23 protein-coding genes and 2 pseudogenes are annotated in these 19,836 nt (G+C 65.0%); 16 read left to right on the forward strand and 9 right to left on the reverse strand.

The window, feature by feature from the left end:
• Positions 1-74: 74 nt before the first annotated feature.
• The 4 genes and pseudogenes from ACRDUX_RS30950 to ACRDUX_RS30965 form a co-directional block, all read left to right on the forward strand.
• Positions 75-782, forward strand: a complete 708-nt coding sequence (locus ACRDUX_RS30950) for a response regulator transcription factor (RefSeq protein WP_526419681.1) — start codon at positions 75-77, stop codon at positions 780-782.
• Positions 783-958: 176 nt separating this feature from the next.
• Entirely contained in the window at positions 959-1,111 is a 153-nt protein-coding gene (locus ACRDUX_RS30955; RefSeq protein WP_526419683.1) for a hypothetical protein, read from the forward strand.
• Between the two features lie 131 nt (positions 1,112-1,242).
• Positions 1,243-1,554 carry a WhiB family transcriptional regulator gene (locus ACRDUX_RS30960; RefSeq protein ID WP_526419685.1) on the forward strand — a complete coding sequence of 104 codons (312 nt, stop codon included), beginning with the start codon at positions 1,243-1,245 and terminating at the stop codon, positions 1,552-1,554.
• A 268-nt stretch (positions 1,555-1,822) separates the two neighbouring features.
• Positions 1,823-2,055, forward strand: a pseudogene (locus tag ACRDUX_RS30965) (winged helix-turn-helix domain-containing protein); the annotation flags it as partial.
• A 45-nt stretch (positions 2,056-2,100) separates the two neighbouring features.
• On the opposite strand, the gene ACRDUX_RS30970 reads toward ACRDUX_RS30965, so the two are convergent.
• The gene (locus tag ACRDUX_RS30970; RefSeq protein WP_526419687.1) at positions 2,101-2,799 is read right to left on the reverse strand and encodes a type III PLP-dependent enzyme domain-containing protein; all 699 of its coding nucleotides are present in this window, start codon (positions 2,797-2,799) and stop codon (positions 2,101-2,103) included.
• A gap of 418 nt (positions 2,800-3,217) precedes the next feature.
• On the opposite strand from ACRDUX_RS30970, the gene ACRDUX_RS30975 reads away from it, so the two are divergent.
• The gene (locus tag ACRDUX_RS30975; protein ID WP_526419689.1) at positions 3,218-3,391 is read left to right on the forward strand and encodes a hypothetical protein; all 174 of its coding nucleotides are present in this window, start codon (positions 3,218-3,220) and stop codon (positions 3,389-3,391) included.
• Here ACRDUX_RS30975 and ACRDUX_RS30980 read toward each other — a convergent pair.
• The 3 genes and pseudogenes from ACRDUX_RS30980 to ACRDUX_RS30990 form a co-directional block, all read right to left on the reverse strand.
• Positions 3,373-3,930, reverse strand: coding sequence for a DUF6611 family protein (locus ACRDUX_RS30980; protein WP_526419691.1), 558 nt, complete (start codon positions 3,928-3,930; stop codon positions 3,373-3,375). The genes ACRDUX_RS30975 and ACRDUX_RS30980 overlap by 19 nt on opposite strands.
• A gap of 164 nt (positions 3,931-4,094) precedes the next feature.
• Positions 4,095-4,763 carry a DUF6611 family protein gene (locus ACRDUX_RS30985; protein WP_526419693.1) on the reverse strand — a complete coding sequence of 223 codons (669 nt, stop codon included), beginning with the start codon at positions 4,761-4,763 and terminating at the stop codon, positions 4,095-4,097.
• 171 nt (positions 4,764-4,934) lie between these two features.
• Positions 4,935-5,120, reverse strand: a pseudogene (locus ACRDUX_RS30990) (PhoU domain-containing protein); the annotation flags it as partial.
• Between the two features lie 327 nt (positions 5,121-5,447).
• Here ACRDUX_RS30990 and ACRDUX_RS30995 point away from each other — a divergent pair.
• Positions 5,448-5,648 (forward strand): hypothetical protein, encoded by a 201-nt coding sequence (locus ACRDUX_RS30995; RefSeq protein WP_526419695.1) that lies wholly within the window; start codon positions 5,448-5,450, stop codon positions 5,646-5,648.
• A gap of 61 nt (positions 5,649-5,709) precedes the next feature.
• Here the strand turns inward: ACRDUX_RS30995 and ACRDUX_RS31000 are convergent, their stop codons facing one another.
• Both ACRDUX_RS31000 and ACRDUX_RS31005 read right to left on the reverse strand, forming a co-directional pair.
• Positions 5,710-6,327, reverse strand: coding sequence for a hypothetical protein (locus ACRDUX_RS31000; protein ID WP_526419697.1), 618 nt, complete (start codon positions 6,325-6,327; stop codon positions 5,710-5,712).
• 160 nt (positions 6,328-6,487) lie between these two features.
• Positions 6,488-7,249 (reverse strand): type III PLP-dependent enzyme domain-containing protein, encoded by a 762-nt coding sequence (locus ACRDUX_RS31005; protein WP_526419699.1) that lies wholly within the window; start codon positions 7,247-7,249, stop codon positions 6,488-6,490.
• Between the two features lie 207 nt (positions 7,250-7,456).
• Here ACRDUX_RS31005 and ACRDUX_RS31010 point away from each other — a divergent pair, with 207 nt between their 5' ends.
• The 6 genes from ACRDUX_RS31010 to ACRDUX_RS31035 all read left to right on the forward strand — a co-directional run bounded on the left by ACRDUX_RS31010 (position 7,457) and on the right by ACRDUX_RS31035 (position 13,348).
• The gene (locus ACRDUX_RS31010) at positions 7,457-8,005 is read left to right on the forward strand and encodes a hypothetical protein (RefSeq protein ID WP_526419701.1); all 549 of its coding nucleotides are present in this window, start codon (positions 7,457-7,459) and stop codon (positions 8,003-8,005) included.
• Positions 8,006-8,182: 177 nt separating this feature from the next.
• Complete coding sequence (locus ACRDUX_RS31015) at positions 8,183-9,643, forward strand: PepSY domain-containing protein (protein ID WP_526419703.1); 1,461 nt, start codon at positions 8,183-8,185, stop codon at positions 9,641-9,643.
• Positions 9,636-10,142, forward strand: a complete 507-nt coding sequence (locus tag ACRDUX_RS31020; RefSeq protein ID WP_526419705.1) for a copper chaperone PCu(A)C — start codon at positions 9,636-9,638, stop codon at positions 10,140-10,142. Before ACRDUX_RS31015 ends, ACRDUX_RS31020 begins: the two co-directional genes overlap by 8 nt.
• Positions 10,135-11,352, forward strand: coding sequence for a Dyp-type peroxidase (locus ACRDUX_RS31025; RefSeq protein WP_526419707.1), 1,218 nt, complete (start codon positions 10,135-10,137; stop codon positions 11,350-11,352). Before ACRDUX_RS31020 ends, ACRDUX_RS31025 begins: the two co-directional genes overlap by 8 nt.
• 124 nt (positions 11,353-11,476) lie before the next feature.
• Positions 11,477-12,889: a diaminopimelate decarboxylase gene (lysA, locus tag ACRDUX_RS31030; RefSeq protein WP_526419709.1), complete on the forward strand. Its 1,413-nt coding sequence runs from the start codon at positions 11,477-11,479 to the stop codon at positions 12,887-12,889.
• Between the two features lie 156 nt (positions 12,890-13,045).
• On the forward strand, positions 13,046-13,348 hold the full coding sequence (locus tag ACRDUX_RS31035) for a hypothetical protein (RefSeq protein WP_526419711.1): 303 nt from the start codon (positions 13,046-13,048) through the stop codon (positions 13,346-13,348).
• A 153-nt stretch (positions 13,349-13,501) separates the two neighbouring features.
• Here the strand turns inward: ACRDUX_RS31035 and ACRDUX_RS31040 are convergent, their stop codons facing one another.
• The gene (locus ACRDUX_RS31040) at positions 13,502-14,440 is read right to left on the reverse strand and encodes a class I SAM-dependent methyltransferase (protein ID WP_526419713.1); all 939 of its coding nucleotides are present in this window, start codon (positions 14,438-14,440) and stop codon (positions 13,502-13,504) included.
• A 96-nt stretch (positions 14,441-14,536) separates the two neighbouring features.
• Between ACRDUX_RS31040 and ACRDUX_RS31045 the strand changes: the two genes are divergently transcribed.
• Positions 14,537-15,124: a TetR/AcrR family transcriptional regulator gene (locus tag ACRDUX_RS31045; protein WP_526419715.1), complete on the forward strand. Its 588-nt coding sequence runs from the start codon at positions 14,537-14,539 to the stop codon at positions 15,122-15,124.
• Between the two features lie 73 nt (positions 15,125-15,197).
• Here ACRDUX_RS31045 and ACRDUX_RS31050 read toward each other — a convergent pair whose 3' ends face one another.
• Complete coding sequence (locus tag ACRDUX_RS31050) at positions 15,198-16,409, reverse strand: ROK family transcriptional regulator (RefSeq protein WP_526419717.1); 1,212 nt, start codon at positions 16,407-16,409, stop codon at positions 15,198-15,200.
• 100 nt (positions 16,410-16,509) lie between these two features.
• Here ACRDUX_RS31050 and ACRDUX_RS31055 point away from each other — a divergent pair, with 100 nt between their 5' ends.
• A complete protein-coding gene (locus tag ACRDUX_RS31055; RefSeq protein WP_526419719.1) occupies positions 16,510-17,958 on the forward strand; it encodes an amino acid permease in 1,449 nt (482 codons plus the stop codon).
• Positions 17,959-17,982: 24 nt separating this feature from the next.
• Here the strand turns inward: ACRDUX_RS31055 and ACRDUX_RS31060 are convergent, their stop codons facing one another.
• Positions 17,983-18,288, reverse strand: coding sequence for a DUF1330 domain-containing protein (locus ACRDUX_RS31060; RefSeq protein ID WP_526419721.1), 306 nt, complete (start codon positions 18,286-18,288; stop codon positions 17,983-17,985).
• 133 nt (positions 18,289-18,421) lie between these two features.
• Between ACRDUX_RS31060 and ACRDUX_RS31065 the strand changes: the two genes are divergently transcribed.
• Positions 18,422-19,135 (forward strand): TetR/AcrR family transcriptional regulator, encoded by a 714-nt coding sequence (locus ACRDUX_RS31065; RefSeq protein ID WP_526419723.1) that lies wholly within the window; start codon positions 18,422-18,424, stop codon positions 19,133-19,135.
• Positions 19,136-19,176: 41 nt separating this feature from the next.
• Entirely contained in the window at positions 19,177-19,833 is a 657-nt protein-coding gene (locus ACRDUX_RS31070) for an SGNH/GDSL hydrolase family protein (RefSeq protein WP_526419725.1), read from the forward strand.
• Positions 19,834-19,836 lie beyond the last annotated feature (3 nt).

A 19,836-nucleotide genomic window follows, 5' to 3' on the forward strand; every position in this document is an offset into this window, starting at 1 on the left:
GTGCACGTCACCGACACTCCTGGCGGCGGCCTGACCGTCGTCATCGACCTTGCGGCGCCAGAGAAGGACGACCAGTGACTCCGGCCGAGGTTCCGGCCAAGACCACGGTGCTGGTGATCGACGACGAACCGCAGATCCTGCGCGCTTTGCGCATCAATCTGTCCGTCCGCGGCTATGAGGTCGTCACCGCCACCACTGGCGCCGCCGCACTGCGTGCGGCCGCCGAGCGGCGCCCCGACGTGGTGGTCCTCGATCTCGGACTGCCCGACATCTCCGGCATCGAAGTGCTTGCCGGTCTGCGTGGCTGGATGACCGCGCCGGTGATCGTGCTCTCCGCGCGAACCGACCCCAATCAGAAGGTCGAGGCACTGGATGCCGGCGCCGACGACTACGTGACCAAGCCGTTCAGCATGGACGAATTCCTGGCCCGGCTGCGCGCCGCGGTCCGCCGTGGCGCGGCAGCGGCGTCCGACAGCGCTGAACCCGTCATCCACACTGCAGCTTTCACTGTGGACCTCGCTGCCAAGATGGTGACCCGGCGAGGTGCCAACGTGCATTTGACGCCAACCGAATGGGGCATGCTCGAGATCCTGGTCCGCAACCCGGGGAAGCTGGTCGGACAGGAGGAACTGCTCAAGGAGGTGTGGGGGCCGACCCACACCAACCAATCACACTACCTACGTGTCTACCTGGCGCAATTGCGGCGCAAGCTCGAGGACGACCCCTCCCACCCCAAGCACCTGATCACCGAAGCCGGCATGGGCTATCGCTTTCAGCTGTGACCCCGTCTAGGCAATGGACCGATCGGTGGGACTCGTGCCGCCGAGCGGTCCCGTCGTCGATGACGTCGGCACGCGGCGCTGAACAGCTGATGCCCACTGTAAAAATGTCCGTCATCTCCGTATGGATTGCGTTCAGATACCCTATGCCGCAACGGTAGTCACCTATTGTCAATGACATGAACGCACACCCATGGTTACTGGCCGGCCGCAGAGGTATGGAACGCCTGTGGGCGCGCCGCAACCTCACACCTCAGGAGCGCGCCAACATGCTGGCGTCCTACACCCCTCCCGCCCTCATCACGGCGTCATTGGGCGGCCATGTCGGTTAACTGGTGGCGCGAGGGCCGGACGACGCACTCGGGACTGCCGGGCAGTGAAACGGGACTCAGGAACCCACGATTGGGCGGCCACAACGCCTTGAGCGATTTCGAGGAAGTGCTTAATGAGAGGATCGGCTTCAATGCCCTCACGGCAACTATCCGGACCTTTGGCCGGTATCTGGGATTGGCAGCTCCGCGGACTGTGCCGGGGCACCGACGCGTCGATGTTCTTCACCCCCGGTGACATACGCGGTCATGAGCGGGTGCGGCGTGAGGCGCGCGCCAAGGAGATGTGCCTGCGCTGCCCGGTAATAGCAGAGTGCCGCGTCCATGCGTTGAATGCCGGTGAGTCGTACGGAATCTGGGGTGGCCTGTCGGCGTCCGAGCGCACGGCGACTCTTCACGCGACAGTCGGGGAGAACGTCTCCACCGTCGGTGTCGCATCACCCTAGTGACGAGTAGGTCGCTGGTGCGGAACGGTCGACCTGCCTTGTGAAGCCCACCCGCACAACCGAATCGGATGCGCCCGCCACAAGAAGAACCCCGGGGCCGCGCGCCTGCCTTCAACCTTGAGTGGGACGGGCGTCAGCCTCGAGTGGGCGGCCGTCTTGGACTAAGCGCCGATGGCAACCAACTCCTTCACGAGATGAGTGGTGCGCGAATGTGTCGGCTGCACGGGCAGGGTAGAACAGGTACGTCACGTCGACCTGCGCGGTGGGCACCCGCACATCAGACACCGCGGAGCCCGTCATCCACACTGCCGCCTTCGGCGTGGGCCCCGCCGCTAAAGAGGTTACCCGACAGCGTGACAACGTGCACTTGGACCCACCGAGTGAGCCGTGCTCGAGAACCTGGTCCGCAACCCCGAGAAGCTCGTCGGGCAAGAAGACGACCCCTCCCGCCCCAAGCACCTGATCACCGAAGCCGGAATGGGCTACCGCTTCCAGCAGTGACCCACTCCAGGTGGCAACCGTGATCCGGCTTCGGCGCGACGGTATTCACGCCGCGGTGACCACCCTGCCCGTAGCGGTCGATGGAGCCAACGTCACGGCCGGTCGAGGAAGTTGCCACCGTTCACAACCCTCACGCAGTGCCTCGTCGACAGCACACACGATCGACGTCAGTTGCGGCGCTTGGCCGTTCAACCAGATGTCAGTTGATCCTCCGCTGAGCATGATCCGGTGTATCGATGACCCACAGGTCTTCAGAAGCGCCGATCGGCATAGCAGACGCTCGGCCACCGACGCCCATTCCACGGCACCGCCGGAGTCGTCGACGTCGCCGTGCAATCCAATGACCTTCAACCGGCGGTCTGCAATCACCAGCGGTGACTGATCGTCGAGGTAGATGTATTTGGTGCGTTGGGCGCATTCGCCCAAACGGGCGATCTGGTGTTCTGTGGAGACGATGAAACGGAAGACGCCAAGGTTTACCGCTCGGCGAATGGAGTCAGTCATTGGTCCGCACCGAAACACGATCTGAGTGGGCCGTATACCGCTGTACTGCACCAAGTCCAATTCATCGTCGTCGTGCGCCGTAACCGTGATCCCGTGTGCCCGAACCCAAGCCGCCAACGCGCGGTCGCGCAGTGCGACGGCAGGCACGCCGTAACCGGCGCTGGAGATGACACCCCGCATCAGCTGAATCGAGTCGTAAAGTCGTGGAGCGCAATCCGGCGTATCAAGAACAGGTGTCATGCCTTCAGGTTTACGCCCGCCAAAGCCCCATTTACCGATTTCATACGCACTTCTGACACCGCCTGCATGAATCCTTACGCGATATTGATCCGCCGGGATACGAAGTTGTGGACCTTCCCGTCGACGACGGCCGACCTGTTGACGATGCTTCCTGGATCACCCGATGCCACTGAGAACGGCACGGCCCCCGTCGATCCGGGCGCGGCGGTACGCGAAGCCGCGGGTGCTCGACTCGTTACCCACGCGAAAGGTGTTGGAAGGTCGGCTCTGGCACATCTAACGTGGTTCAGACTCAACAGCCGTCTCGGCAGCATCACATCGAAGTGAGGCTGAGCTCTCGGGTTATGGGCGCTGGCTCCGTCTGCTCGACTCGGCGCAGACCGAAGGCCCGGTCAATGTCGACGAGGCTTCCTTCTTCTTGTCGAAGCTGGAACTGACCAGTGGCACCGCACCCACCATGCCGAAGCGGCGCAAACGGCTGTTCATCGCCACCTCGATGTTCAGCACCGACGCCAGCGTGTACTTCGGCCTGCCACCGGACCGCACGGTCATCATGGGCGAACGGATCGAGATTCAACCAACGCGTTCGTAGACCTGCCACCAAATGGATTCGTGCTCGGTCGCCGAAATGCGACCCTGCCCGAGCAAGGCGTCCGCGGTACACATGATGGCGGCGAGCTTCTTCAGCTCCGCGTATGTCGCGGCCGCATATCGATCTGATTCGCCTGCGATGAGCGCCACGGACAATGTGCGAACCTGAGTGCGCAGTGCTCCCAGCCGGTCGAACGTGACTGCACCCACCAACAAATAGATGGTGGTCGCCACCCCGAGTGCCACCCAGGGTGTGTGGGTCTGACTCAAGCAGATCACGGAGCTCAGCCAGAGCGCGGCCACCCATGTCGGCAGGACCCGCCACAGTCTCAGGAGCCGCCGCTCGATCTTCGTGACACCCGGGGGAAACAGGATTAGTCGGTACCGACGGAAACCCCGCCGGTCCACTCCTGTGTCGATCGACCCCCACGCCCGCGGACCATCGAGTATTCGATCCCGGTATCGCGCCGTTGCATACGTCAACCGATTCGACGGTGTGCGCGGATGATCGGTACCCCACTGGGGACCATCAGCTACCACGGCTGGACCACACGGCCTACATGATCGTCGTTCACGTCTTCGTGTCTACCCCGAGACCACACGAGTTCCGAGTGCCCATACGAAATCCATACGGGTTCGACCACGATCTTTACGGTGCGACTGTCCGACATCGAAAGCCGTTGACCCATCAAGGATTCGCACGTTCAGATCGACGCATCATCGTCGAGGGTTCGAGAATGCCCGGCCGTGAGTCGGTCGTAGACCTGCCACCACATCGCTTCGTGACCCGTCGTCGACAATTCACCCAGCTCGTGCAGCCTGTCTGCGGATCTAAGCACGGTGACCAAGGTCTTCATCTCAGCGAAGATCGTCGCGGATCGCTCATCGGGATCACCCACGATGCACGTGACGTACAGGGTGCGCACCTGCTTGCGTAGCTGCCCAACTCGCGCGAATAAGAAGACGCCGACACCCAGCCAGACGATTGTCGGAAGTGCGAACCTCGCCCAAGGCGCTAGATTGGCGAACAAACACACGGAGAGCAGCCACAACCCGACACCCCATGTCGGCCACGCTCGCCACCCCCGCAGCAGTCGGCGTTCCACGCGATCGATACCGGGCGGCAACACGACAAGCCAGTAGTGCGTCACGCCGTACCGGGTGACCGATCTGTTCATCGATCCCCATACTCGGTCGCCGTCGAGCAGGCGTATCCACCAAGGCGCTGAGGCGGGAGCCTGCGCGATCGGCGGTGGCGCAAGCGGATCGGTGTTGAGCGGAACGATCAGGCGCTGGGGTCGTGGCGATCCAGGGGCTAGGCCCGGCTGCTCCGCAGACGATTGTTCGCCAGCATTGCGTTGGTCGTCGTTCATGTACTCAGGTCTACGCCCGCATCACAGCTAGTGCGGACGCCCCTACGCAATCTTTACGGATACGACTCGAACCCTTACGCGACTCGTCGCTTTCGCGAAGGCTTCCGGCCGTCGCGTCATGACAACGGCACAGGTCGCTTGCCAGTGGACTGAAAGATGACGTGGCGGGCCGATTGCCCGCAGCTCGCCAGCGACCGGCGCTTGCAGGGCAAGGAGCCGGAACACAGTCTGCTGGGCGCGGGCGCTGATCGTCACCATCCGTTCGTGATCGATGATGACCCGTTCGGCCAGCACCAGGTCCGCTCGCAGGAGTGCCTGCGTGGCACGATCCATCGCAGCGCTAGCCAGCGCGCACATCTCGTCCAACTACCCGATGAGTGCCGAAAATTGCTCGTGGTAAGCGGTCCGCATTGGGTCAAGGCTACGAGCTTCATCAGCGATTTGGCATCAAGATTCGCACGTTTCCCGACTGGATTCCGTAAAAGTTCTCATCGCTTCTTGCCGAGTGTCGTTGCGGGACGATTCGATTGGACGATGACCACGAAACGTCGGATGCGGACGAGGCTGAGCACTGCAGGACCTGTTCAGCGTCGCGTTCTCTGCGGCCTGAATATTATCACGGGCGCAAGGACTTTCGCCTGCACCGTGACCGCATGGGTACGTGCGGGTCCCCAACACGGGCACGTGGCGTTGCTGGCGCTGTGCGGCACCGATCTCCCGGCGTCGCGCATCGCCCTGATCGCCGACGAGCTCCAAGACCGACCCCTCGACCAGGTCACGGATGTCGATATTGCCATCGCGATGGTGACGGTGACGGATCGGTTGCCGCGCCCGGTTGAAGTCGAGCGCCTCAGAGCCGTGCTGGTCGACGGCGATCGCTGCTGACGCGCCGGACTTGGTGGTCACACGACCGCGAATGGCGCGTCCGTAGCCTTGGTTGTGCGTCCTACTGGCGGCCGGTCGTCCACTCCATGCCCCAGCCATACATCTTGTCCAGATCGGCTTGACTTCCGGTGACGTACTTGACCTCACGCCGCACCGACACCGTCTTCCCGTCGCTTTCGATCAGCGCCACCGCACAAATGCGTGCCTTGTTCTCGGCGGAATCCAGACGTACCTCGACCTGCGGGCCGGACGTCGGAAACAACGTCACGACCCCATCGACGGCCGCCCAGTTCGAGGCGCCCCGATAGACCATCGCGAACACCAGCACCCGGCGGAACTGTTCAGGGCGAGCGAGATTGACATGCATGTTCTCCCCCGCCAGGTTGGCTCCGGAGCGATCATCGCCTTCCAGCAAGATGTACGGCGGCCTGTCCAACGACCCGAAACTATTACCGAAGGCCGGTATCACGCCCTTGGTCCCGTCGGCGAGTTCATAGAGGCATCCCAGATCGAGGCCGACCTGGCTCGCCGCAGCAGTCCAGTTCAGGTTCACACGCATCGGTCCTTGACCGTCACAGCCCTTGGCCAGATTCACCCGAGGAGCGGACGTGGTCAAGCTGATCGAGACAGGAGGCTCACCCGAAGCCGAAGCAGCACTGGGCCGTTGGTCGTCGTACATGTAGTCAGGTCTACGCCCGCATCACTGCTCGTACAGGCGCCCATACGCAATCATTACGGATACCACGTGAACCCTTACGCGACTCGTCGCCATCGGGCCGGGGGTGCTCAAACAGCGTGGGGTTACCTGGAGGGGCGGCGGTGATACACGGCCTCGTGATCTACGACGGCGCAAGGATCAACGCAGGCCGCGGAAAGCGGTACCGGGCGCACGCATCGTCGAACGCGTCCTCGAGCTCGGCGGCCAGTCTGCGCAGAGTGCTCGTCGGGGCCGTCCTGTCGGACAGGACGTCACCGCCGGCCAGACTGACCCGGGTCAGAATCACGTTCCGCTCGCGGCGGATACTGGCCATCTGCGCGATCATCCGTGCGACCGTGTCGGAGTATGCAGTCAGGGGTGCCTCAGACGTCAACCCGGCGTGCAGCCCGATGAGGTTGAGCCGCGGGTGGCCGAGCACCGCGGCGATCGTGTCGCCGGTGCAGTCAGTGGTGACGTCTACCAGCACTCGTTGGGACCGATCCGCGCGGCCGGCCAGAGCCACGATCTCTTCACGGCAGCCCAGGACCAGTCGGCCGACGCCTGCGTTGACGGCACACCGGATCGGCGCTTCGGTGACCCCGTTGTCGTGCATGATGATCCGCGACGCCGGGACGCCCGCCGACAACACGAAGGTGAGCTCGTCGCAGGTGCGCACGTCGACTGACTGGCCCCGCTTCCGCACCGCCGTAGCAACCTCGGGCTGCCGAAGGGCCTCGGCGGCGCAGGTGATCCCGGCCCACGAAAATGCCTTGCGGTAATCCCGATAGTGCCGAAGGACAGCCCGGGCGGCTCCGTCGGCGGACGCTGTCGAGCCGGGAATGCTCCACTCATGCGGTGAGACGGTGTCGTAGCTCGTGGAATGAAGAACGTCGAAGATAGTCACCGGACACGCTCCTGGCTTGACCGCAAAACTAGCGGCGATACTCAACTACTACGCCGATCCGGTCTGTGAAAACCAAACCCTGACGATCTGTTTACGCCTGACGAAGAAACTTTGACGCCGCGTTGACGCCTCCGCCTCCTACTGCCGTACAGTCCGGCGACGCGGTCTACTAGGTGATGTAGTAGGGACGGCGGTAAGGTTCCGCGTGTGAGCACGCCGAGGACCCGCGCAGGCTGGTTGCGCGGCTGCCTCGTCGGCGCGTGCTCGGCGGTGGTCACGATCGCGGCCCACGCAGCGGCCAGCGGGGAGATGCCGCAGGGTGCCGCGTTGATCGTGGCCCTGCTGGTGTGTGCGACCACGGGCGCAACCGCAGGCAGCATCACGCTCGAAGGCCGTCGCGTCCGCTTGGTGGGGGTGATGCTGGCGCTTGGCATCGCCCAGCTCCTCGGGCACGTGACTCTGGTGGTCGCTGGTGGACACCACCATGCCGCCGAGGGCTGGGGGCTGACGCCGTCGATGTTCGCCGCGCACATGGCCTCTGCAGTCGTGCTCGGCCTCGCGATCAGCGCAGCCGAGTACCTGTACGTCGTCTGCGCATCTCTGCTGTGCTGGCTGCGACTCTTCGCGACCGCCGGACCACGGCCCGCCCACCTCGCGGTGCGACGCGTCACGAGCGCACCCCGGGTCGAGTCCATTCTGCTGCGCTCGGGCCTGGGAATGCGCGGCCCACCAATGCCTTTCGTTACGACCGCGTAGCGGTCAATCCTCCAGTCACCATGGCCGCCGTCTGCTGACGGCAGCCGTGGCGCGCCGTCCCCAGCGCTGTGTCCCACGTGCCCGCTGGTGATGGCTCCATCCCGCACTAGCGGTAGAACTCCTGCGTCGCATTGCACTTCGGTGCTGCCGCGCCCCAGCCAGAAGGCCATACCCGTCATGACCACGACCCCTCGCGAAGAAGTCGACCCACGATCAGACAATCCACCTGCGGTCCCGCCCGCCAGGCAACGACTGCGCGGACTCCGTCCGCTGCTGTTGCGATTGCACTTCTACGCCGGCGTATTCGTCGGCCCCTTCATCCTCATCGCGGCCGTCACCGGCCTGCTCTATGCCCTCATCCCTCAGATCGACGACCTGGTCTATCGACACGAGCTCACCGTCGCGCAGGTGGGCGAGCAGCGTATGCCGCTGGCCGAACAACTCACTGCGGTCCGTGCCGCCCATCCGGAGGGCACCGTGGAGAGCATCCGCCCGCCGAACGCCGACGACGAGACCACCCAGGTGACCCTTGCCGTCGACGACGTGCCTCCCGACTATGCGCGGACGGTGTTCGTCGACCCCTACACCGGTGAGGTCCGCGGCGCATTGACCACGTTCGGACAGTGGATGCCGGTGCGGGCGTGGTTCGACGAACTGCACCGCACCCTGCACCTCGACGCGATCGGCCGCAACTACAGCGAGCTCGCGGCGAGCTGGCTGTGGGTGATCTCGTTGGCCGGGCTGGCGCTGTGGTACCTGCACCGCAGAGACACCGGGAAGCTGCGCCGACTGGCAGCTGCGGATCGCGCCACCAAGGATCGGCGACGGACCTTGTCATGGCACGGTGCGGTCGGGGTCTGGATCGTCGTAGCGCTGCTTGGCTTGTCGGTCACCGGGATCACCTGGTCGCGTTACGGCGGCGAGTCGGTGAACATGATTCAGGCGCACCTGAACATGGCCGCGCCATCGGTCGACACCGTATTGGCCAAGTCCGTCGGGCAAGAAACCACAGCGGGTGGCCACCACCACGGCGACGACGCGATGCCCGCCACCGGGGACGCCATGCTGTACGGGGCCGACACCGCACTGCGCACCGCCGAGCAGGCGGACCTGACGGGGCCGATCTGGATGTACCCGCCCGCCGAGCACGACGAGGGATGGAAGGTCGCGCAGAACAAGCGCGACTGGCCCACCCGCTATGACGCCATCTCCGTGGACCCCGACAGCGGCGCCATCACCGACCGAGTGAACTTCGCCGACTGGCCGTTCCTGGCCAAACTCACCGACTGGGCCATCGACGCGCACATGGGCATCCTCTTCGGCGTCGTCAACCAGATCCTGTTGGCGCTCACGGCGATCGGGCTCATCACCATCGTGGTGCGGGGCTACCTGATGTGGTGGCAGCGCCGGCCCACCCGGGGTTCGGCGTGGGCGGTCGGTCGACCACCGCTTCGCGGAACCATCCGCAACCTCCCACCCGTGGCTACAGTCACGATCGCCGCCCTCGCCATCGTTGTCGGGTGGTTCCTACCGCTGTTCGGGCTCAGCTTGGCGGCATTCGTGATCGTCGACGTGGTGATCGGCGCGATCAAATCCCGAAGGGCCGCCGCGCGACAGAAGAAGCCATCACATGCGTAGCACGCTGATACGCAGGCCCTTTGGCGCTGCGCTGACCGTGCTGGCACTGCTCGTCGCCGGGTGTGCCTCGACGCCGGAAGAGACGTCGATGGCATCAGCCGTCACGATCAGCGATCAGTGGGCCAGCTCGGCCGAGATGGGCATGGCCGCGGTCTTTGGCACGTTGCGCAACACCGGCGACCGCGACGCGCGCATCGTGTCGGGGAACTCCCCGGCTGCAGGCAGGGTGGAGGTCCACGAAGTGGTGCCGGATGCCAGTGGCGCGAAGGTGATGCAGCCCAAGGGCGGTGGCGTTGCGATTCCACCAGGAGGAACACACGACCTGCTGCCTGGCGGTGATCATCTGATGCTGGTGGATCTCAAGGAGCCGTTGCAGCCGGGCGCTGACGTGTCCCTGACGGTGGTGTTCGAGGACGGCTCGTCGATGCCCGTCACTGCGCAGGTGCGTGACTTCGCGGGTGCCGACGAGCAGTATCATTCGGGCACAGAGCATGGCTGACGGTCGCAATCACTTCGCCGTCAACCGGCGGCGCCTCCTCACCGGGGGTGCCGCCGCGCTGGCCGCGGGTGCCGCATTGACACCGTCCGGTGCCGCTCAGTCCACCACTTCGCGTGACGGATTCGGTAGCGAGGTCGAATCGTTCAACGGCCCGCACCAGGCCGGTGTCACCACTCCCCCGCAGGCGCACGCCCTCTTCCTCGCCCTGGACCTGAAGGGTGACGCCGAGCGAAGTCCGCGCGACACGCTGAAGGCCGTCCTCAAGCTATGGACGGCCGACGCCGCCCGGCTCACCCAGGGCGAGCCCGCTCTGGCCGACACCGAACCCGAACTCGCCCACCGACCGTCACGCCTGACCGTCACGGCCGGGCTCGGCTTCAGCGTCTTCGATCGCATCGGTTTGCCCCATCGTCGTCCCGCATCGGCGGGGCAGCTTCCCTCATTCGCCACCGACCGCCTCGAACCACGTTGGTGCGGAGGAGATCTCCTTCTGCAGATCTGCGCTGACGACCCGATCGTCGTCGCCCACACCGCCCGCGTGCTGCTCAAGAACGTCCGGGCGATGACCACGCAGCGGTGGCGACAGGTCGGATTCCGCAACGCGTACGGGTCGGGACGCTCCGGTGCCACGATGCGCAACCTGATGGGGCAGGTCGACGGAACGGCGAACCTGCACGATGCGGCGGCGTTCGACCGCCACGTCTGGGATGACGGCGCCGAGCAGCCGTGGTTCGCAGGGGGCACGGTGGTCGCGATTCGTCGTATCCGCGCAGAGATGGACGCTTGGGACGAACTCGACCGTGCCAGCAAGGAACTGACCGTCGGCCGTCGGCTCGACACCGGGGCGCCGTTGACGGGGCGGCGGGAGGTCGACGAGCCCGACCTGGACGCGAGCGTGAATGGCATCCCCACCATTCCGCCGAACGCACACATCGCCTTGGCTCGTCATCGCAACGACGACGAGCAATTCCTTCGTCGCCCATACAACTACGACGATGCCCCTGCCGTGAACCAGACCACCGACAGCGGCCTGATCTTCATCGCGTATCAGCGAGACCCCTTGCGACAGTACGTTCCCGTGCAGCAGCGGCTCGCCGACGCCGACGCCCTGAACCAGTGGACCACCGCCATCGGATCAGCCACGTTCGCGGTCCTGCCTGGTGTCGCGTCCGATGGCTTTCTGGGGCAGCAGCTTCTGGAAGGCTCATAGCCCGCTGCCTCACGTTCCTTCGCAACGACTGCCCACAGGTGCTTTTCGTTAAGAATCGCACCTTTGCCGTAAGAGGACCGTCAAGGCCGCACTGATCGTCCGGTACTGGGTGGAATCTTGACGGATGACACTGCTGGATCACCTGCCCTCGTTGCGAAACGTCAGCCCCGATCGATTCGATCGGGCCGTCTGGCCGGCGACGAGTGCCGTGGACTCCGCCGGCCGGCTCTGCGTCGGCGGAGTCGCCCTGACCGACATCGCCGACGAATTCGGCACCCCGTCCTACGTCATCGACGAAGCCGACTTCCGCAGCCGAATCCGGAACTACCGTTCGGCACTTCCCGGGGTTCGCGTGGTGTATGCGGGTAAGTCGCTTCTGACGACGACGGTGGCCCGGTGGGTGACCGAGGAAGGTCTGGGCCTCGACGTGTGTTCGGCCGGCGAGTTGACCATCGCGCTGGCTGCCGGGGTGGATCCCGCTCGGATCGTGATGCATGGCAACGCGAAAACCATTGACGAGCTGCGCAACGCGACGACGGCCGGGGTTGGCCGGATAGTCGTGGACTCCATGACCGAACTCTCCCATCTCGCATGTCTGGTGCGCCGGCCGCAACGGGTGCTGCTGCGGGTGACACCCGACATCGACGTTCACGGCCATCGCGCAGTGAATACCGGTGTGGCGGACCAGAAGTTCGGCTTCACCTTGGACGACGGACAGTTCAGCGACGCCGTCGGCCGGATAGCGCAGCACCGACTGCTCACGTTGGTCGGCCTGCACTGCCACCTCGGCTCGCAGATCACCGACGCGACGCTCTACGGTGAGGCGATTCGCCGGCTCGTGCCCGCGATGGCCGACATCCAAGCCCACCGTGGTGTGACCTTGGGCGAGTTCAACATCGGTGGAGGACACGGCGTGCCGTATCTCGCCGGTGACCCCGAGCTCGAACTGCGCGCCCTGTCGGCCGTGATCACCGACGCGCTGAACGAATCCTGCGCAGTCGAGCGCTTCCCTCGTCCGACCATCGTGGTCGAACCGGGTCGGGCCATCAGCGCACGCGCCGGTGTCACGGTGTACCGCGTCGTGTCGCTGAAGACCCGGCCTGGCGGCCGGACCTTCGTCGCGGTCGACGGTGGGATGAGCGACAACCCGCGAGTCGCCCTGTACGGCGCGAAGTACAGTGTCGCGCTGGTGAATCGGCACGCTCTCGGCCCGGTCACGCCGGTGACCATTGTGGGACGCCACTGCGAAGCGGGCGACGAGCTGGCACGCGACGTGCTGCTGCCGGAGGACCTGCATTCCGGTGACGTGTTGGCCTTCGCGGGTACTGGGGCCTACAACCACAGCATGGCCTCGACTTACAACACCGTATGCCGACCGCCGCTGGTCGCCGTTCACGACGGAGACCTACGCGAGCTGGTGCGCCGCGAAACGGTCGCCGACCTGCTGTCCCGCGACCGGGGAGCACCGGAGGTACGTCCCCCATCGTCGCGCCCGCGCAGCACGAGTGGGTGCGCAGCCCTGCTGCACGGTGAGTAGGAGCAGTCGACCTGCCACCAAATGGTCGCGTGTGTCCGCGGGTACCTGCTAGCGGGAAGACGAATGTGGGTGCTGCCCATGGCGACTTCGGTCCGCCCAAGGGACACGATCTAAATGGTCGACGACACGACCGCGGACCGAAGACAGGAGAACATCATGAAGACCAGGATCGCTCTCGCGGCGCCCTTGCTCACCGCAGGCCTACTCGGCGGAATCATCGCCGCGGCACCGGTTGCCATCCCGACTGCGATACTCGCCGACGGCCCCATCTCGACCGCCGTGGACCCGACCTCCCCCATCTCGGGTGAAACCGGAGCGCCGTTCGGCGACGCCCACAACGGTACCGATCCGCTGGTGCCCTACGGGACCGAACCGGTGGTTCCCGTCACGCCGGGCTACGTCAACCGCAACCACGACGAAGGCGTCACCTCCAACGGCGAGGTGGATCTCCCGTTCTGAAATACCGACTACGAGTGAGCCAGTCAAGAACGAGGCTATTGGCCACAACCGAACTCCCACGTCAACGCGTGCATTCGAGTAAAGATGAGACGATTCCGACATCGCCAGCGACGCTGGACGGCACGGGCGAGCGGCGGACTTGGCCGATGGGCGCTAAGGGAGCTGGCCTTCTACGAATACGCTGTCGGGCACTGCCTCGTCCAAGTCGGGGGGAATCGACCTGTTGTTGCTCGCCAACAGGTCCTCGGCGCTGATCGCGGTGACGTTCCAGCCGTGCGCCGCCAGCCAATCCGTGACTTCGGTCCGTTCCTCCTCGTAGAGGAGATTGCCCGACTCGGTGATGTCCTTGCCGCCCAACTTGGTAGCGATCGCCCGGTACTGCTCCATCTGCCCTTCGCGGCGCGTAAAGCTCTCAGCGCTGAAGAAGTCGTTGGTGAAGGCCTCCACCGCGACTCGGCTCCCCTGCGCGCTCAGCGACTGGATCCGGTCGAACAGCAGGTCCTGAGCCTCAGCCGTCAAATACGGCAACAACCCCTCGGCTGACCATGCCGTCGGGAGGGTGGGATCAAACCCCGCGTCCACCAATGCCTTCGGCCAGTCCAGGCGCAGGTCGATGCCGACACTGACATGAGCGGCGATGGGGGCGACGTCGTGGGCCTCCAGCGTTTCGAGCTTGAACGCCAGGACCTTGGGTTGATCGATCTCGTAGACCACACTGCCCTGCGGCCATGCCAACCGCCACGCGCGGGCGTCCAGGCCCGCCGCGAGTATCACGGCCTGGCGGACGCCGGCGGTGGCTGCGGCGAGGAAGAATTCGTCGAAGAACTTCGTCCGCGAACCCATGTAGCTCATCATCGCCTGCATCCGGTCCTGAAAGCGTGGGTCGACCTCGACCAGCTCCGCCGGAAGTTCATCGTCGAGGTAGATCTTCCAGATCCCGTCGCCGGCTGCCTCGAGGAACAACCGTGCGTAGGGGTCGTTGATGAGGGGATCGGCGCTGTTGGTCTCCGCCGCCCGTCCCCCGGCAACGCCGAGCGCGGTGGCGCCGACGCTCTCGTTGATGTCCCACGTGTCGTCGTCGGTCCTGGCCATGTCGAGCTCCCTTCGCTGCGTCGGGTCAATGCCGACGCTATGCATTAACTAACCGGTCGTCAAGTAAGCTGTCGATCGACGGGGAGGACACCGGACATGGATCAACGTCGAACCGACACCCGCGCACAGCTCCAATCGGTCGCCTTGGAACTGTTCGCCCAGCGCGGCTACGACAGCACCTCACTGCGCGAGATCGCCGATCGCCTCGGGATCACCAAAGCTGCCGTCTACTACCACTTCCGCACCAAGGACGAGATCCTCGCCAGCTTGATCGAAGACTTCCTCGCCCAGCTCGACGGCCTGGTGCGGTGGGGAACGACGCAACCCCGGAACGCCACGACCCGCATCGAAGTGCTGCGCCGATACGGCGACATGCTCACCGGTCGCGTCGCCGAACTGGCACGGTTCCTGAGGGAAGGTCGCTCACCGATCCGCGATCTGGATCTCGGGACCAGGATTGCGGACCGCTACCTCGAGCTGTTCGATCTCCTCAGCCCACCTGGTGAACCCGTCGAAGGCCGGCTGCGTGCCCGGGTCGCACTCTCGAGCCTGCACATCGGGACCACGCCAGACTCGCAGGACGTTGGTACCGAGACTCAGCGCCGCGCCGCGGCGATGACGATTGCTACCCAGGCGCTGGTGCCGTCAAGACATTCACGGCAATCGATCCGCACGCCATCCTAGCCGGATCGAATTCGACTACCCGCGAACAGATCTGCCACTCGCGCTGAGTTTCCGATCGCGCAACCGCCGCTCGTCATGCCTCGCTCGCAGCACGGCCCAGGACCCGACGGTCGAAGACCAGATCCCACGCCGTGTCCATCGCCATGACGATGGCGCCGACAAGGACGGCGTCGTCCCCCAGATGTCCCCCAACGATGTTGGGAACCAGGGGAATCGTCGCGGCGAGCTCGCGGTGCATTGGCTCGGCGAGCAGGTCCGCATTGCGACCGATTCCTCCGGCGAGCACGATCAGGCCGGGGTCGAGCACACTGGTCACCACCGAGACGACATGCGCGAGTTTGGACGCCTCGTCCGCGACGACGGCCAAGGCGCGTTCGTCACCCTCCCGCGCCGAATCGAAGACGGCCTTTGCCGTCGGCACGTGCAGTCCGGCATCGCGCGCCGCCGACACCACCGCTTGGCCTGCAGCCACCACTTCGACCGGACCAGGGCGGTGCGTCGTGACTCCCGCAGGGACTCGTCCGTACGGCAGGTCCGCGATCTCCCCGGCCGCGCCGTGTGCGCCGCGAAAGAGCTTGCCGTTGACCAGGATGCCCATCCCGATGCCGGTACCGACCGTCAGGCACGCAACCACGTCGACGTCCTGTGCTGCGCCACGGGCGTACTCGCCGAGCGCGCACAGATTGGCGTCGTTTTCGACGATCACTTCCGAGCCACGTGCTGCCAGCGCCGACACCAGCTCGTGCAGCAAGCCGCGCCGTTCCCAACCGGGCAGATTCGGCGCCCGATATACGGTGCCCGTTGCCGCGTCGGGGATCCCCGGCGTTCCGAGGGCGGTCACCACGATGTCGTCGGGGCTCAGCCGAGCTCGCGCGACGGCGCGTTGGATGGTGTCCTCGATGGTGCGCAGCAACATGGCTCCCGAGCGGCTGCGATTCGGCTCCTCCAGGCGTGCCACGACGGTGCCCTCCAGGTTCGCCACCGCGACGCGAAGCACGCGTCGACCGATGTCGACGCCAACGATGTGACCCGCATCCGGATCGGTCTGGTAGATGACCGCAGCCCTGCCGGGGCGGGGGGCACTGCGACCAATCGCACGCGCCAGGCCGTGTTGCTCTAGGTCCAAGAGTGCCTGTCCGACAGTCGGTTTGGATAGCCCGGTGTCTCCGGCGATCTGAGGGCGCGTCGCCTCACCGTGGTACCGGAGGCGGTTGAGCACCAGCCGCTGATTGAGCGCGCGCATGCTTGCCGGTGTTCCCGCTCGTGGCGCAGTCGGGTCGAGCACCACCCCTCCGTTCCGATCGGGGGAAGATTCCGAAGTGCACTCTTCCACACGCGGCCATAATATGTTAAGAAACTTTCCTAACGAATAGCGGAGGTGCATCATGAGTCCATCCATCGGAACCGGACCGACCGGAGCCGCGGTTTCTCCGCAGCCTGCGCTCGAGCGCAGGATCGGCCCGCTTCAGGCCACTGCAATCAACATGACCCAGATGTGCGGCATCGGTCCGTTCGTCACGATCCCCGCCATGGTGGCGACCATCGGCGGTCCGGAAGCAATGTTCGGCTGGATCGTCGGCGCCATCCTCGCACTCGCCGACGGCCTCATCTGGGCCGAACTCGGTGCCGCCATGCCGGGCGCCGGCGGGACGTACATCTATCTCCGCGAAGCGTTTCAATACCGCACCGGGCGCCTCATGCCGTTCCTATTCGTATGGAGCGCCGTGCTCTTCATCCCGCTGATCATGTCGACCGGCATCATCGGTCTCGTCCAATACCTCGGCTACCTGTTCCCGGGGGTAACCGGCGACGCGGGCAACACCGCGCTGGGCAAGGTCATCGGAATCGCCATCACGCTCTTGATCATGGTGGCGTTGTTCCGCAAGATCGGCCAGATCGGCAAGCTCACCACGGTTCTGTTCGTCGTCATGCTGGTGGCGGTGCTCAGCACGATCGTCGCGGCATTCAGCCACTTCAGCGGCGCGCAAGCCTTCGCCTTCACGCCTGGCGCATTCGATCTCGGAGGGGGTACGTTCTGGGCCGGCCTCGGCGCGGGACTGATCATCGCCGTCTACGACTACCTCGGGTACAACACCTCGGCGTACCTCGGCGGTGAGGTCCGAGACCCGGCACGCACCATCCCGCGCTCCATCGTCTTCTCGATCCTCGGCATCATGAGCCTGTACTTTCTGCTGCAGGTCGGCGTTCTCGGCTCGATTCCCCTCGACGAGTTGAAGGACGCCACGTCCGTCGCCTCGACGGTGCTCGAGCAAGCGTGGGGGTCGGGCACGGCCCGGGTGATCACCGTTCTGATCGTCGTCGCAGCCATCGGCTCGGTGTTCGCCGGCCTCCTGGGCGGGTCACGCGTTCCGTTCGAAGCCGCCAGGGACAAGGTGTTCCTGCCGGTGTTCGCCAAGCTGCATCCGAAACTGAACCTGCCCACTGCAGGCGTACTCACCATGGGTGCGATCACGATCATCGGTTCGCTGTTCACGTTGACCACCATCATCAACGCGGCGGTCGCGACCTTGGTCTTGATCCAATCGCTGGCCCAGGTGGCAGCGATCATCGTATTGCGCCGTCGCCAGCCGAATCTCACCCGGCCGTACCGCCAGTGGCTGTATCCGGTACCGACCGTCATCGCCCTGGTCGGCTGGATCTACGTCTACGTCTCTGCGACCTGGCTGTCGATCGGCCTGTCCGTGGGCTGGATTGTCCTCGGCTGCATCGCATTCCTCATCTACGCCAGGGCCGAGCGCACCTGGCCGTTCGGACCGAAGGAGGTCAAGGAGACCTTCGTCGAAGCTATCGGCAACGGCGTCACGTCGGTCTGACCGGCGTCGGCACCGTGCCACCACTCATCCGGGATAGCCGGACACGATGACCAGGTTCGACGTCGCGGAGCCGTGGCGTAGCCCAACCACCGCCTGATATTCGGCGGACCCGTACCAGGCCCGCGCGAGTTCCTTGCTCGGGAACTCCAGAATCACGGTTCGTGTGAACGGCCAGTCGCCCTCCACCACTTCGACGTCGTCATCCGCGCTGACAAGCGTGCCGCTGAACTTGTCGAAGATCTCCAGGTGATTGGCAAGTCCGTACTGACGGTAGCCATCCCAATCGTGGATCGCGATTTGGACGATGACGAACGCCTTCGCTTCGGGCATGGGCAGTCTCCTCTGATGGGTGGGCTCGTCGTCGCCAACATAGGCACTCGTTGAGTGTAAGTCAATGACCTTGACTCCACGAGCCCCCTTCGATGAGTTGCGCTCGCCCGTTGCACCGGCGCACCATCTATCGGTGACTGCCAGCAACCGCAAACTGGCCCGACAGACTCCACGAGCCACGACCCAGCGACAGGCGCAGGCAGACCTGACCCGGCGCAAGCTTCTCGACGCCGCCGTCGAACACTTCTCCGCCCGTCACTTCGACGACGTGCCGGCCAGCGACATCACCGAGACCGCGGGTGTCGCCCAGGGTCTGCTGTTCCACTATTTCGGAAGCAAGCGCGGCATCTACCTCGAGGCGCTACGCGACGCGGCCGACAGACTGAACGCCGCCAACACGCCACCGCCCGGCGACGGCTCCCCCGGTGAGCAGTACCGAGAGATGTTGCGCGCCCATCTGGCATACCTCAGCGAGCACGACGACCTCGCCCTGCGATTGGTCCTCGGCGGTAGCGGCGGTGACCCCGAAGCATGGGAGATCTTCGACCAGTCACGGTGGCACACCATCGAATGGACCTGTCAGCTACTCGGACTCGACCTCGGCCGCCCGGCATTGCGATTGATGCTGCGCTCGTGCGCCGGCGCTCTCGACGAGGCCACCACGTACTGGTTGAAGAACGACCGCCCCTTCGATCCCGACGCGATGGTAGAAGTGGTCATCGACCTCCTCGTCACGTCGTTGCGATGCGCAGCCCGACTCGACCAGGAGATCGACGTCCGCGACGCCGTCGCCAAATTGGCGGATCTCGCCGCGCCCACCCCCGGGGCCCGTCCGGGTAAGGCCTAGCCTGGAGCACGTCAACCCTCCCGACCGACGAAGGAAAGTCCATGAGCGACAAGCGGATCCTCTGTTTCGGCGATTCCCTCACCTGGGGCTGGGTGCCCGTCACCGATGGCATGCCCACAGAGCGGTACGCACCGCGGACGCGATGGACCGGCGTGCTCGCCGATCAACTCGGCGAAGGTCATGCGGTCATCGAGGAAGGTCTGAGCGCCCGAACCACCACAGCTGACGACCCCACCGACCCGCGACTCAACGGATCGGCCCATCTACCAGCGTGTCTGGCCAGCCACCTGCCACTCGACCTGGTCATCATCATGCTCGGCACCAATGACACCAAGGCCTACTTGCACCGCACCCCGCTCGACGTCGCCTTGGGAATGTCGGTTCTAGTGACACAGGTCCTCACCAGCGGCGGCGGAGTCGGTACCGTCTACCCGGCACCCAAGGTCCTCGTCGTCGCTCCGCCACCGTTGGCTCCCATGCCGCACCCGTGGTTCAGACTCATCTTCGACGGCGCCCAGGAGAAGACCGCTCAACTGGCCGATGCGTACGACGCGCTCGCTTCCTTCGTGAAGGTTCCCTTCTTCAACGCGGGTTCGGTCATCACCACCGATGGTGTCGACGGAATCCACTTCACCGAGCAGAACAATCACGACCTGGGCGTCGCGCTGAGCGAGAAGGTCCGTCAGGTCCTGCAGTAGCCA

The organism is Mycobacterium sp. (assembly GCF_050701675.1).
Lineage (GTDB): Bacteria > Actinomycetota > Actinomycetes > Mycobacteriales > Mycobacteriaceae > Mycobacterium.